Source organism: Arenibacter arenosicollis (assembly GCF_014397245.1).
Taxonomy (GTDB): domain Bacteria; phylum Bacteroidota; class Bacteroidia; order Flavobacteriales; family Flavobacteriaceae; genus Arenibacter; species Arenibacter arenosicollis.
Window position 1 is genome coordinate 748,807 of record NZ_JACLHY010000001.1, and the last position, 13,908, is coordinate 762,714.

The following is a 13,908-nucleotide window of genomic DNA, read 5'->3' on the forward strand; positions in this document are numbered from 1 at the left end:
TAAATGATTGTATAACACAGTATTCCTCTCCTTGGGGAGCTTAAGTGGAGCCTATGGCCAATTTAAAAGAAATACGAAATAGAATTGCTTCGGTATCTTCAACGATGCAGATTACCAGTGCCATGAAAATGGTATCTGCCGCTAAGTTGAAGAAGGCCCAGGATGCCATTACCGCAATGCGTCCTTATTCTGATAAATTATCGGAGCTATTGCAAAGTCTAAGCGCTAGTCTGGATTCAGATTCTGGAAGTAAGTTTGCTGATAATCGTGAAGTAAAAAAGGTTTTGATCGTTGCTATAAACTCTAACCGTGGTTTATGTGGTGCCTTTAATACGAACATCTTAAAACAAAGTGTTCTTTTGGCCAACAGCACCTATGCGGGCAAACAAGTAGATTTTGTTGCTATTGGTAAAAAGGCAAATGATATTTTAAAGAAAAAGAACAAGGTTATTGCCAACCATAGTGCGGTTTACGATGATTTAACGTTCGATAATGTTGCTGTCATTGCCGAGGAATTAATGGATTTGTTTACCACAGGAGCCTATGACAAAATTGATATTGTTTATAACAAATTCAAGAATGCGGCTACACAAATAGTGATGACAGAGCAATTTTTACCGATTGTTCCTGTAGAAGGCGGAGCCAATTCTTCGGCCGATTATATTTTTGAGCCTTCGAAAGCAGAGATTGTGGAACAATTGATTCCTAAATCATTGAAAACACAATTGTATAAAGGTATACGCGATTCTTTTGCCAGTGAGCACGGCGCCCGTATGACCGCTATGCACAAGGCAACGGACAACGCAACTGACTTAAGAAATCAGTTAAAACTTACTTACAACAAAGCAAGACAAGCCGCTATAACCGGTGAAATTTTAGAAATTGTTGGTGGAGCGGAAGCGTTGAACAATTAAAAAACCGTTAGGTTTTGAAATTTGTCAACTGCGAAGTGGGCAACGATTGGGCGCAGCGGAAGCGAAGCCAAATTTCAACAATGCGGAAGCGTTGAACAATTAAAAAACCGTTAGGTTTTGAAATTTGTCAACTGCGAAGTGGGCAACGATTGGGCGCAGCGGAAGCGAAGCCAAATTTCAACAATGCGGAAGCGTTGAACAACTAAGTAGTATCTATTTTTCCCTTTTTTTTTGGGGAAGGAAAATTATATAAGGCCTCACAGGAATGTGGGGCTTTTATATTTATAAAGAATTTGGAATCGCTATTTACCGAATAAGCTAATTAACTAACTTTGCCCGCATTGATTAAATGCCTAATTTTAAAGCTAATTCATAGATTTCTTTGAATCCACTTAAAAAATTATTTAAACAGACGTTTATCTATGGCTTAGCTACGGTATTGCCCAGAATGCTATCGTTTCTTTTAACGCCTTTATATGTCACTGTTCTACCTACCGATGGGTACGGGGAGGTTTCCATTATTTTTGCCTGGTTTGCTATTTTTAATGTGCTACTGGCATATGGTATGGAAACGGCTTTTTTCCGTTTTTACCACGATGCCACTCTGAACAAGAAAACGGTTGTAACCACCTCCTTAATATCTATTGGGGCCTCGTCCTTTATTTTTATGCTTGTAGCTTTTATATTTAAAGGGGCTATTTCAGCTGTAAGTGACATAGATCCACAATTTATCACCTATGCGATATTAATTCTTGTATTGGATGCTTTGGTAATTATTCCCTTTTCGTGGTTACGGGCCAATGAAAAACCAATGCGATATGCATTGGTCAAGATTGCCAATGTGATAATCAACTTAGGATTGAATTGTTTTTTTCTAATAGTTCTTCCAATAATGGCAGAAAGCAGTCCAGATTCACTTTTAAGTAGCCTTTACAAGCCTAACTTTGAAATCTCCTACATATTCATTTCTATGCTAATTGCTAGTGGCATAACTCTTTTATTAATGTTGCGCCTCTATTTAAGAAGGCCCTATGTTTTCGACAGGCTAATATGGACGAGCATGATGAAATATGCTGCACCTGTTTTAATTGCAGGTATTGCCTTTACCATCAATGAAGTATTTGATCGAATTATGTTGGATTGGCTTTTGCCAAACGATATTGCCGAAAGCGAGATTGGAAAATACTCGGCTTGTTATAAACTCACATTGTTTATGACCCTATTTGCTACGGCCTTTAGGATGGGTATAGAGCCTTTCTTTTTTAGTCACTCCAAAAGCGATAACCCGCAAAAAGCATATGCGCAGATCACAAATTATTTTGTAATCCTGGGAAGTGTCATTTTACTTTCTGTTGTAGTCTTTGCAGATTTGCTTAAACTGATCATCGTTCCCAATTCGGATTATTGGGAGGCTATGTCTGTGGTGCCCATTATTATTTTGGCCAGTTTTTGTTTGGGGATCTATCACAACTTATCGGTATGGTACAAGATTACGGACCGGACTAAATTTGGGGCCTTTATCTCACTGATCGGGGCCGTACTGACGATTATTATTAATTTTGCATTTATTCCGTATTTTGGATATGTGGCTTCTGCTGTCGCTACTTTAGTAGCATATGGATCCATGGTAATCCTCTCCTTCTTTTTTGGAAGGATGTATTACCCTATTCCGTACAACCATAGAAAAATTATCTTTTATCTAGGGGTCTCAATCCTATTTTCCATGCTGTCATTTTATGTCTTCGATCGTAATTTAATTATTGGCAGTATATTCTTTATTTTATTTTTGGGCATTGTGTATCGGCTTGAAAGTGATAAACTCAAACAAATATTTTTAAGAAAATGACTATAAAAATTATCAATAAATCGGCTCACGTATTACCTAGTTATGAAACCTTGGCTTCTGCTGGGATGGATTTAAGGGCCAACCTTACCGAGTCCGTAGTATTACAACCCATGGAAAGAACCATTGTTAAAACTGGGCTTTTCCTGGAGCTTCCTATAGGTTTTGAGGCCCAGGTAAGGCCACGTAGTGGGTTGGCAGCGAAAAAGGGCATTACCGTGCTAAATGCACCTGGCACGGTTGATGCGGACTATAGAGGAGAGGTTGGGGTAATCCTGATAAACCTATCCAATGAAGCATTTACTATTGAAAACGGCGAGCGCATAGCCCAGTTGGTCATTGCCAAACACGAAAGAGCGGAGTGGATCGAGGTCGAGGAGCTTTCGGAAACCTCAAGAGGTGAAGGAGGCTTTGGCAGTACGGGGGTAAAATAAATTCTCTTTACCAAAACAAGGAAGAATCTAGCTTTATCATTAATTTTAATGAACCTTTGCCTATCCGATCTTTAAGAATTGTTTGCTGTTGTGGACAATAATGATGTTTGGATATTTGTGGTTGGAGGCTTTCTATTTGCATTGAGGCTTAAGTCTGTTTTCCATTTAGAGCGATATTTCGATATGATCAGAAACTTTTGCATATTACTTTTTGCCATGGGATTATTTTTAATCCCACAACTTATTTGCGCCCAGGAAAATGAGTTGAAGGCAGAGGAAAGCTCAGAAGTTTTTTTAGAGGAATATACCGATGAGTTTCAAGAAAAATTCTTTGAAGCGTTAAAGCAAAAGGGAATAGAGAACTATGACAGGGCAGCAAACCTCCTGTTGGAATGTAAACGGTTGGATCCAAATAATTCAGTGATCGACCACGAATTATCAAAGGCATATTTGGCTTCAAAACAGTTTGTTCTAGCACAGCAATATGGTATTTCCGCTTTAAACGCCAGGCCGGATAATTTTTGGGTTTTGAATACCTTGATGGAGATAGTACAACGTCAAGGAGCCACCATAGATATGGTGAAGGATGAAATTCCATATAATGATCCCAAGCTAAGGGAAAATCTAGCACTGATTTATTATGGGCGACAGAACTATGATAATGCCTTAAAAATACTTAACGGTATGAAAGTGTCGCCATTTTCAAAGCAACTGACTTCAAAAATTAATGATTCCATTAAAGCTAAGGAAGTAGTTGAAAATGAAGGGGATACTTTGGTGTTAAAAATAGAAAAGGAAAACCCTATAAAAAATCATGAATCCATTATCGAGGATTTTTTGGCAAAGAGCGACTTTAAGAGTGCTGCATCCGTAAGTGAGGAAGCTATGGAAAGCTTTCCTACCCAACCCTACTTTTATTACACCCATGGACTTGCTCTTAACAAGGCAAGGAAATATAAGGAGGCCATTGCCATTTTGGAATCGGGATTGGATTATTTATTGGATGACCTTGAACTTGCGAATAAAATGTATAAAGAATTAGTGGATGCTAACAATGCTTTGGGAAATTCTTCCAAGGCAAATATGTATCTTAGTAAAATTAAATCCGGGTCATAAAACTATGATAAACAGTATTAATAAACTTCAAAAATGGGCCGTGCTTTGCATTTTTGTAGTTGTTGTGGTTTCGTGTAAGTCCACCAACATAGTCAAAAGCGGTGCAGTGGATGAGAATTTGTCGGCAAAGGCCGTCATTAGGAACCATTATTACTCCCATTTAAGTTTTAAGACTTTAAGTGGTAAGATGAGAATAGACTATTCGGATGGCGAGACTACCCAGAGTGTTAGTGTAAGCCTAAGAATGGAAAAGGATAAAGCAATATGGCTAAGTGCTCCATTGGGTATCGTAAAGGCGTACATTACCCCTGAGCGCGTGTCTTTTTATAATAAAATGGACAACGAATTTTTTGACGGAAATTTCTCTTATTTAAGTCAATTGTTGGGAACGGATCTTGATTTTCAAAAAGTACAAAATCTTCTTTTGGGAGAGGCTCTTTTCGATTTAAGGGAGGAAAAATATACGGTGGCGATCTCCAATGACAATTATCAATTAAAGCCTAAAAAGGCTGGTGATTTATTTAAAACGTTGTTTCAAATAGAACCCGTGAATTATAAAATGGTCACCCAACAGTTATCCCAACCTTGGGAAAAACGCTTGCTTGAAATTAGCTATAAGAACTATCAAAAAGTTAATAAATGGATTTTGCCTGGAGAGATAGATATTACGGCACTGGATGGCGACCATACTAACAATATTACGGTCGAATTTAGAAATATGGAGTTCAATAGAGCATTGAATTTTCCTTATAACATACCAAATGGTTTTAAAGAAATAGTATTAAATTAATATGGGAAGTAAGAATTCTTATATAGTTTATTTTCTTTTAGTTATGTTCATTCTATTGGGCAATGTTGCATTGGCCCAGACCAATGAACAGAAGGCATTGGAATCCAAACGGGAACAACTCCAAAAGGAAATATCTGAGATTAATCGATTATTGTTTGCCGAGAAAAAGGAAAAGGGAAATGTCTTGGAACAAATGGAGGCTATGGACCAAAAAATTAACGTCCGCCAACAATTGATCAGGGTTACCAATCAGCAGTCCAACTTACTTAACAGACAAATAAATACCAATATCAGGAACATTGGAAAACTCCGAAATGACCTTGCCTTTCTTAAGGAGGAATACGGTAATATGATTCAGAAATCCTATCAGAACAAATCTGGACAAAGTAGATTAATGTTTCTTTTATCCTCAGAGAATTTCCTTCAGGCGTTCAAGCGTTTTCAGTATATGAAGCAATATACCCAGTATAGAAAGGAGCAGGGAGAGCAAATTGTGGCCAAAACAGACGAGCTTACCCAGTTGAACAAAGATCTTTCGGACCAGCGTAAGGAGAAAGACAAATTAGTAACTGAAAATACGCAGATCAAGAATCAATTGTACAAGGAGATTCTATCCCAAAAGGAATTACTTAAAAGTATACGCCAGAATGAAAGTAAATATGCAGCGGCTATCGATAAGAAAAAGAAGGAGGCCAAGAGGATCGATGAGCAGATAGAAAGTTTGATTAGAAGTGCTATTGCGGCATCCAATAAGGCTGCCGGAAAATCTACCAATACCAGCTCTGCAAGTAGCAGCAAGTTTGTTTTGACCCCAGAGGCGACCATTGTGGCCAATAATTTTTCAGCCAACAAAGGAAAACTCATTTGGCCCGTAGAAAAGGGAATTAAAAGACAGGGTTTCGGTGTTTATAGTGATGCCGTATATCCTGGGATAAAGCACGAAAGTAACGGAGTTATTATTGCCACTGATGAGGGTTCCAAGGCGAGGTCTATTTTTGAAGGGGAAGTTATCGCCATACTTTCCGTTCCCGGTGGCAATAAAGGGGTGCAAATAAAACATGGAAATTATATTAGCACTTATTACAACCTCTCCAGAGTTTATGTAAAGAAAGGTGATAAAGTAAATATAAAGTCGGATTTGGGGGATATATACACCAGCAAATCCAGTGGCACTACCCAATTAAAGTTTTATCTCTATAAGGATACTACTCGACTTAATCCCGAAGAGTGGATTTATCAATTATAAATTAAATCAATTGAAAAATTTAACCGATTTAAAAGGAACATTTACTTTAAACAATGGTGTTAAAATGCCATATCTTGGTTTAGGCGTTTATTTGAGCGAGGATGGTAAAGAAGTGACCAATGCCGTAAAATGGGCATTGGAAGAAGGATATCGGCACATAGATACTGCTTCTATATATGAAAATGAAGAAGGGGTTGGTAAAGGGATTAAGGAAAGCGGTGTTGATCGTAAAGATATATTTGTAGTGAGTAAGGTTTGGAATAGCGATCAGGGCTATGGCAGCACTATAAATGCCTTCGAGGCTAGCTTAAAACGGTTAAATTTGGATTATCTAAATCTTTACTTGGTGCATTGGCCGGTAAAGGGCAAATACAAAGACACATGGCGCGCTTTGGAATATTTGTATGAACAGAAGCGGGTGAGGGCCATTGGTGTAAGTAATTTTATGCAAGATCATCTAGAGGATTTGCTTTCTTCTGCCAAATATGTTCCCATGGTTAACCAAATGGAATTTCATCCATATTTGGTACAACAGAAGTTAATTGATTTTTGCAATAAAAATACCATTCAGTATGAGGCTTGGTCGCCTTTAATGCAAGGGCATATTTTTGAATTGGACATAATGAAAAGTATGGCCGCAAAATACCATAAGACCATTGCCCAGATCGTGTTACGCTGGAATTTACAAAAAGGGATTGTTACCATTCCAAAATCTTCGAAAAAGGAACGCATAAAGGCGAATGCCGATATCTTTAATTTCGAACTCGCCCAAGAGGATGTCAAAAAATTGGATCAGTTAGATCGCGGAAAACGATTTGGTCCCGACCCCAATAATTTCGACTTTTAGTTCATAAAAAGGGCCTTGAGTTCAGTGGCATCTTTGGGCTTCATCTTACCTGCAAGCACCAAACTAAGCTGTTTTCTGCGTAAGGCGGCTTCAAATCGCTGTATTTCCAATGCAGACTCGGGTTTTAATTCAGGAACAGCGGTTGGCTTCCCACTGTCGTCCACAGCAACAAAGGTATAGATGGCCTCGTTTACTTTAGATTTCTCGCCATTAAATCGGTCTTCCATCCAAACGTCTATAAACACTTCCATTGAGGTCCTGAAAGCTCTAGAAACGGCTGCCTCGACCGTCACGACACTTCCCACGGGTACGGCTTGATTAAAGGCTACATGGTTCACGGAAGCGGTGACCGTAATTCGTCTGCTGTGTCGCCTTGCAGCAATACTGGCGGCACGGTCCATTCTGGCCAACAATTCCCCTCCAAACAGGTTGTTCAAAGGATTTGTTTCACTTGGTAGGACCATATCGGTCATTAATGTACGCGATTCACTGGGCGTCTTGGGCTCCATAAATTTATTTTGGGCAAAGATACATTGGTATTGTTAAGCTAAAAAGTAGGGAAGGAATTATTTTACGGAACGCAACCAAGCTTCGGGCGCTTCAGAAAGTTTAATTTCCCGCAAATATTTTAGGGCTTCGTTGGCGTCATCAAAACTGCCGTAGGCAACCATATGCAAACCATATTGGTTGACCCCTAAATAAGATGCATTATATCCTTTTTCTTTTAATTGAAGTACCTTTTTTTCAGCATTTTCCTGAACTCTAAACGCACCGGCAATAACTTGGTGGACACCAGTTTTTTTGGTTGAAATGACATTTAATGAAACTGCGGGCAATTCTAAGGGTGCTGTATTGAAAAAAGTAGCTTCCTGAATGTTTTTTGAAACTTGTTGGTGGGCCTCTTGTCTTACCAATTCTTGGTTGGACTCGTTCTCATTATACAAGCGATACCCCGTAAATCCCGTAGCAATAGCCAGCAATACAACCGCTGCATACTTTAAATAAGGTCTAATGGTAGATTCCTTACGAGTTTCGGGAGTAATCATAAAAGGAATTTTTTCTTCCAATTCAATGACTTCCTCTTTTAAAACTTCCCTAGAAATTGGGGTAGAAACAAAGGTGGATAGACCAAAGGACGATGTTAGGTAATTTACTTGATAGGATGGTTGAAACTGGGTTTTCCCTTCCTTGTTCAACCAGAGTTCACCAATGTTGGGTAGACTTAAACGATTTCCTTCCTTTAAAAGTTTTTTCCACTTCAAGGATACTGCGGCTACTTGTTTTTGCATGTCTTCATAAGACATCTTTTCTGCGTCGGCCATATAAGAAACCAACAATCCATCATTGGAAGTAAGTTGCTCGTTGAAGGAAAGTACTTTCGAAGGAGGGTAAAAGGAATTCGTGCCATCATTGATAACGGCAGATTTCATCTGTGTTAAGAAAGCGCCAAATTCTGGCACCATTACACAATTGTATCTATAAAGCAGCTCCGCTATGTAATGTTCGGTTCCCATAGGAACAAAGATTGGAAAAATAACACAAGTTCAAAACTCTTGGCATAACTTTTTATTAACATTATAATTTATGTATTTTGTGAACAACTAAGCTCTTTCCATAAATGTCTAGAGATGAAATGATTGCTATTCTACGCTTACAGAACGTTCCAAATATTGGTGACACAACCGCAAAAAAATTAATTTCAAACTGTGGTAATCCATCGGCAATCTTTGAGGATAAAATGCGTCATTTATTAAAAATTGATAGAATTGGTTCTGGTACCCTTAAGGGATTAATGGACTTGGAACATTTGGAGGCTGCAGAAGCGGAGTATGAATTTTTAAGGACACAGGAAATAGATCTCCATTATTTTATGGATGATAGTTACCCATCCTATTTAAAACATTGTATAGATAGTCCTATCTTACTATTTAGCCAAGGGAACATAAATCTTGACCGCAAAAAAATAATAAGCGTTGTAGGTACCAGGAATATTACTAGTTATGGTACGGCTTTGTGCGAGCAGCTCATTGAGGAATTGGCACCTTTGGATCCCATTATTGTTAGTGGATTTGCCTACGGAGTGGATATTTGTGTACAAAAGGCCGCGGTAAAACATGGCTTGCAAACAATAGGATGTTTGGCACATGGCTTAAATCAGATTTATCCAAAAATTCACGAAAAATATGTTCCTGACGTCAATAAAAATGGTGGGTTTTTTACTGAATTTTGGAGTACAAGTCAGCCCGACAGGGAAAATTTTCTAAAGCGAAATAGGATTATAGCGGGAATGAGCGAAGCTACCATTGTAGTGGAATCCGCTGAAAAAGGTGGCAGTTTGGTAACGGCCGATATTGCCAACAGTTATAATCGGGATGTTTTTGCAGTTCCCGGGCGAACCCAGGATAAATACAGCAGTGGTTGTAATAATCTAATTAAACAGCAGAAGGCTCATATGCTTACTTCTGTAGCAGATCTGATATATATGTTGGGATGGCAATTGAAGGAAAAAGAACCTACAAGCATACAAAAACAATTATTTGTAGATCTGGATGATACTGAGAAGGAAATATATGATTATTTACAGCAGGGAGGTAAACAATTGCTAGACAGTATTGCCTTGGATTGTAAGCTTCCCATTTTTAAGGTGTCCTCCACACTATTGAATATGGAAATGAAGGGAGTAGTGAGGCCACTTCCAGGTAAATTGTTCGAGGCCATTTAAGATTTGACCGACTCATTGGTTTCTAAAACTTTTAATTGTTGCTATAATTCTTAAAATGAGGTTATTTGTCGATAAAAGACAGCTTAAGAACTTGGTTTTTTAAAAAATGCTTGGTCAAAAGGAGACCATAACCGACTAGGTGGTTTTTTCGTTTATTAGAGAGGGCTAAAGATTGGCTATTGTAATTTAATCCTTTAGACCAAAGGATTGAAGGTAATTTCCGGGAGTTCCGTATAGCGATAATCCTTCTATATGCACCTGAATTTGTTTGGCATTATCCGAATTGTAAAATAGGAGTCTTGCATTGCCATTTTTATCCGTAGTAAATGAAGGGATCCAATAGAGGGTGGCACGGTTATCCGGAGCACTATTTTCATCTAAAGTAACATTGTATTTTGGGGAGTAGAACTCTCGTTCAGGCGCATGGCCCACAATGGCAAATTCTGGGGATACTGCAGGAGCAATAGTTTTAGCCCCTCCTCTTTTTGTGTATATAAGGATGACCCCGTTGGCCCCTCTGGATCCATAAATGGCTGCTGAGGGCCCTTTTAGAATCTCCACTCTTTCAACGGCGTAAGTATCCATGGTAGCAATGTACGTAGGAACGGGTCCTGCCGCCATTGATTGCTCCATGGATAAAGAAAGATTTACGGGAACAGCACTTCCTGCGCCTTGGTCAGTGGAAGAACTCTGTCTTTGGATGGTCCTAGCTTGGGATGATGCTGAAGGATTATCATTGTTGACGGGCACACCGTTGAGAACCCATAAAGGGGAGCCTCCATTTCTAATACTCACTGTATTGCCATTTACACTTACCCCTGCAAATCTTCTTACCAGATCAAGTACACTTTGGGCTGATTTATTATCCTCCATATACAGTGAGGCATCTGGCGTTTGTCCATAAACGGATGGCGAGGCATTTCTAGACTTTTCCATCTTTTTTTCAGTAATAATGACTTCGTCAAGTTTTGTTGTTTTACTTATATCGAACGCCGGAACGGGTTTTCTTTGTGGATGGGGAATTTGCTTATACCTTTCGGCTTGGAAAGGCAAATTCATAAACCGGGGTGGTGGGAGTGTAGTTTCTTGTTCGTCTAAGGTAATTTTTACGTCAAAGGGGCTGTCAGAGGTGTCAAAGGCATTGAAGGCAATATTGGTAGTATCCTTAAAGTTAAAATCTGATATGGTAAAACTTCCATCCAAAGTCGTTTTTGCCGAAAGCATGCCCAATTGCTCCCCAGATTTAGCAATTATGGTTAAATGGGTGTTGGCTAAAGGCTTGTTGTTTAGACTTGTTGCAATTCCAGATATGGTAAGCCCTTTCACAAAATTGAACTCTTTGCTGGAATTTGACACTTCTTTAATGTCAGGCCATGGGATTTTTCGCCAGCCATGGGTCAGCATTACCAAATCCAGGGCGTGCAGGGTTGCTTTTTTCTGGTTGAGAAAAAGAAGTCCGGGCGCGGAAATATGGCCCTTAATGTCCGATTGCAATAAAAGATGTGTTAAAATGTTCGCAGAATTTGGACTCTTTAAACCTTGATCTGCGTCTGTGGCGGCCATGGATAGTTCTGCCATAACAGGCCTGCCATCGGTGTCGGATACATGCACATCTATGGTAATTTCACTTCTATCCTTAAATTTTTTAGGACTTAAATTGGCATTTATTACCAATTCATCCTGATTATTTATAAATACGATACGTTCACTCCACGGTTTTTTTTGTGAATCAAAAAGGGTAAGTGTCATGATTCCGCTAGGCATTTTACTTTTAGGAATTTCAAAATTTACGGTAGGTTCACCTTCAAAATTAAATTTACCTTGATAGTATTTTTTATTGTTTATATGGCCAACTACATAAAATGATTGCTCTTTCAGAGGTTCCGAGGCCTGAATTTTTACTTGAATGCTTTTTGGATTTACGTTGTATGCCGTTATTGCATATCCCTCACTCATTACTTTAGGTAGTGGGAATTTGGTGCCATCCTCAAGGATGACCGAATATTTTTCTCCTGCCTGTGGTTTAAGATTGAAAAAACCGGACCCTCTATCTATCGTGGCCAAGGCAGCAATGAATTTCCCTTGCGAATCTACAATTTGACCTTTTATATTCCTGTCTAGACCGTCATTTCCTATTGCCTTAAATGCTACTTGTCCAACTAAATTGGCAACCAGGTGCCCACCTTCAGGAAAGAACTGCAAATCAATTTTATCCTCTTTTTGTATGGCGTTTATCGGGGCACTAAGGTCATTGAATACCTGTATTGTTTTGGTGAAAAAGAAATCGTGATCAAAATTTCGCATCCAATTGGTGTAGGCACGCAATTGATAATTGCCCGAATGAAGGTTGTTGGGTAAATCCATATTACCAGTGGCCTTACCATTTACAATTTCTTGGGTTTGGGAAAGCACAATTTCATTTTTCGGACCAATCAGATCTACATGAAGCACCTTACTACCTAGAGAAAATTGATGATAGCTCCCCAAAACAGTATAAGCGCTGAACCATAGGCTTTCACCTGTTGCAAATAATTCCTTGTCCGTATGCAGAAAAACTTTTTCCACTGGGTTATTATTATTGTAGTGGTTAACCGATGCTCCCAAATCTCCAATAAATGGATCATTGGTTAAATTGGATTGCATTAGTGCCACTTGATCTTTGCTGTTTAGGAATATGGAACCAAAAGCACCAACCTTTGCAAAGGAGGTTATTACTTCTACCTCTACCGGTGTCCTTTTTACAATGGGATTGTCCTCCCAGAATTTTTCGTTGTAACCTATTTCGTCGAGTTTTTGCCAGTCAGTTTTATTTTTCCCGAACTGCCCTCCCAATTTTTTTCTAGATGTAGGGGTGTAGTTTTCAAAAAAAGTCAAGTTTGAGGAGGAAGTGGTATGAAACTCAAAATTGTCGTTTATATAGTAGTCAAATTCTTGGGCAATATTAATATAATCTATTAAGGAATTGCTTGTATTTTCTGGGCTGTAAGCCATTTCAAACGAGATATTGTAATTTTTCCATGAGTTGTTGTTGTTATTCACGAGTTGAACAAATTTTAAATCGTCATGGGAAAGCCTGCCAGTAATTTTAAGGATGTCGTAGGTTTTTAGGTTGATGTACACCTCCGCCTCGAAGGTTGGGGTGTTGATCGTTTTTTTTGGGTTGAACTTTAATACCGCAATTTTATCGCTGCTGGATTCTATGTATTCAACGATATGGATGTCATAAAAGACTTCCAAAGCGGGGTGCATTGGAAAAATAACCTCTTCAGTATCGGGTTGGAACGGAGAAATCAATCGAGTTAAAAGTGTGTAGTTCCTATTGTGAAGCCCTCCTGGTTTTAATGCATATCGGCCTTCAATAATGTCCCAATCCTCTATTCCTCTTGAATTATAGCGTATATCATAGATAATTTCCGAAAACTCGGAGTATTCATTCCCATTTTTCGATTTTTGCCTATAAAAGGCTCGGCCGTAGTTGGGTTTAGTAGTTTGGTTATAGGCTTTTTGAAATGCTTTTTTAGCTAGGTTCACGCCATATGCTTCCTTTTTGGACGCTGTTACAGTAACCTCTTCCAATACATTGTTAAAGGGCGTTAGCTCAACTATTAGGTCGGAAGTTTGGGAAACTTCAATTATGTACTTGTTATAGTTTATATGGGTAAATATGAGTTTGGCGGGTAGAGAATCTACCTTTATTACAAACTCGCCCAATTCATTGCTTGCAGTCCCCCAAGCCGAAGAAGTAATTCCTATATGGCAAAAAGGGATGGCTTGTCCTGTTTCTTGGTCAATAACTCTTCCGTTTATTTCCAGTTGTTGGGTTAAGTCTGAAGACGATAAATTAACGGAAACACCCGAAGGATTTTTTGGAACGGCAAATAGGACAACAGTACATAACCAAATTGCGGAAATTAGAATATAATTGGAAATTCGAGCCATCGCTTCAATGATAGAAGCATCAAGTTACGAAGTAAAAATTTAATTTGTTGGAAGTCA

At 38.8% G+C, this 13,908-nt stretch carries 11 protein-coding genes; 8 read left to right on the forward strand and 3 right to left on the reverse strand.

Annotation, left to right across the window (positions count from 1 at the left end; all coding sequences use genetic code 11):
* Positions 1 to 53 precede the first annotated feature (53 nt).
* From atpG to H4O18_RS03060, 7 genes are all read left to right on the forward strand, one after another.
* Complete coding sequence (gene atpG / locus H4O18_RS03030; RefSeq protein WP_187581610.1) at positions 54 to 914, forward strand: ATP synthase F1 subunit gamma; 861 nt, start codon at positions 54 to 56, stop codon at positions 912 to 914.
* 382 nt (positions 915 to 1,296) lie between these two features.
* Positions 1,297 to 2,760 carry a lipopolysaccharide biosynthesis protein gene (locus H4O18_RS03035; RefSeq protein WP_187581611.1) on the forward strand — a complete coding sequence of 488 codons (1,464 nt, stop codon included), beginning with the start codon at positions 1,297 to 1,299 and terminating at the stop codon, positions 2,758 to 2,760.
* Positions 2,757 to 3,191 (forward strand): dUTP diphosphatase, encoded by a 435-nt coding sequence (gene dut, locus H4O18_RS03040; protein WP_187581612.1) that lies wholly within the window; start codon positions 2,757 to 2,759, stop codon positions 3,189 to 3,191. Before H4O18_RS03035 ends, dut begins: the two co-directional genes overlap by 4 nt.
* A gap of 216 nt (positions 3,192 to 3,407) precedes the next feature.
* Positions 3,408 to 4,307 carry a tetratricopeptide repeat protein gene (locus tag H4O18_RS03045; RefSeq protein ID WP_187581613.1) on the forward strand — a complete coding sequence of 300 codons (900 nt, stop codon included), beginning with the start codon at positions 3,408 to 3,410 and terminating at the stop codon, positions 4,305 to 4,307.
* Between the two features lie 4 nt (positions 4,308 to 4,311).
* A complete protein-coding gene (gene lolB1, locus H4O18_RS03050) occupies positions 4,312 to 5,097 on the forward strand; it encodes a lipoprotein insertase outer membrane protein LolB1 (RefSeq protein WP_187581614.1) in 786 nt (261 codons plus the stop codon).
* 43 nt (positions 5,098 to 5,140) lie between these two features.
* Complete coding sequence (locus H4O18_RS03055) at positions 5,141 to 6,343, forward strand: murein hydrolase activator EnvC family protein (protein WP_246473916.1); 1,203 nt, start codon at positions 5,141 to 5,143, stop codon at positions 6,341 to 6,343.
* Positions 6,344 to 6,353: 10 nt separating this feature from the next.
* On the forward strand, positions 6,354 to 7,190 hold the full coding sequence (locus H4O18_RS03060) for an aldo/keto reductase (RefSeq protein WP_281387221.1): 837 nt from the start codon (positions 6,354 to 6,356) through the stop codon (positions 7,188 to 7,190).
* On the opposite strand, the gene H4O18_RS03065 is transcribed toward H4O18_RS03060, so the two are convergent.
* Together H4O18_RS03065 and H4O18_RS03070 are read right to left on the reverse strand one after the other, a co-directional pair.
* A complete protein-coding gene (locus tag H4O18_RS03065; RefSeq protein WP_187581616.1) occupies positions 7,187 to 7,699 on the reverse strand; it encodes an acyl-CoA thioesterase in 513 nt (170 codons plus the stop codon). The two genes, H4O18_RS03060 and H4O18_RS03065, sit on opposite strands and share 4 nt — an antisense overlap.
* A 57-nt stretch (positions 7,700 to 7,756) precedes the next feature.
* Positions 7,757 to 8,704: an HU domain-containing protein gene (locus tag H4O18_RS03070; protein WP_187581617.1), complete on the reverse strand. Its 948-nt coding sequence runs from the start codon at positions 8,702 to 8,704 to the stop codon at positions 7,757 to 7,759.
* Between the two features lie 104 nt (positions 8,705 to 8,808).
* Here H4O18_RS03070 and dprA point away from each other — a divergent pair, with 104 nt between their 5' ends.
* The gene (gene dprA, locus H4O18_RS03075) at positions 8,809 to 9,912 is read left to right on the forward strand and encodes a DNA-processing protein DprA (protein WP_187581618.1); all 1,104 of its coding nucleotides are present in this window, start codon (positions 8,809 to 8,811) and stop codon (positions 9,910 to 9,912) included.
* Positions 9,913 to 10,098: 186 nt separating this feature from the next.
* Here the strand turns inward: dprA and H4O18_RS03080 are convergent, their stop codons facing one another.
* Positions 10,099 to 13,851 (reverse strand): carboxypeptidase-like regulatory domain-containing protein, encoded by a 3,753-nt coding sequence (locus H4O18_RS03080; protein WP_187581619.1) that lies wholly within the window; start codon positions 13,849 to 13,851, stop codon positions 10,099 to 10,101.
* Positions 13,852 to 13,908 lie beyond the last annotated feature (57 nt).

Bases quoted from the DNA above. Each gene is read 5' to 3' on its own strand.
- atpG (WP_187581610.1), top strand. From the start codon at position 54: ATGGCCAATTTAAAAGAAATACGAAATAGAATTGCTTCGGTATCTTCA.
- dut (WP_187581612.1), top strand. From the start codon at position 2,757: ATGACTATAAAAATTATCAATAAATCGGCTCACGTATTACCTAGTTAT.
- H4O18_RS03045 (WP_187581613.1), top strand. From the start codon at position 3,408: ATGGGATTATTTTTAATCCCACAACTTATTTGCGCCCAGGAAAATGAG.
- lolB1 (WP_187581614.1), top strand. From the start codon at position 4,312: ATGATAAACAGTATTAATAAACTTCAAAAATGGGCCGTGCTTTGCATT.
- H4O18_RS03055 (WP_246473916.1), top strand. From the start codon at position 5,141: ATGTTCATTCTATTGGGCAATGTTGCATTGGCCCAGACCAATGAACAG.
- H4O18_RS03065 (WP_187581616.1), bottom strand. From the start codon at position 7,699: ATGGAGCCCAAGACGCCCAGTGAATCGCGTACATTAATGACCGATATG.
- H4O18_RS03070 (WP_187581617.1), bottom strand. From the start codon at position 8,704: ATGGGAACCGAACATTACATAGCGGAGCTGCTTTATAGATACAATTGT.
- dprA (WP_187581618.1), top strand. From the start codon at position 8,809: ATGTCTAGAGATGAAATGATTGCTATTCTACGCTTACAGAACGTTCCA.
- H4O18_RS03080 (WP_187581619.1), bottom strand. From the start codon at position 13,851: ATGGCTCGAATTTCCAATTATATTCTAATTTCCGCAATTTGGTTATGT.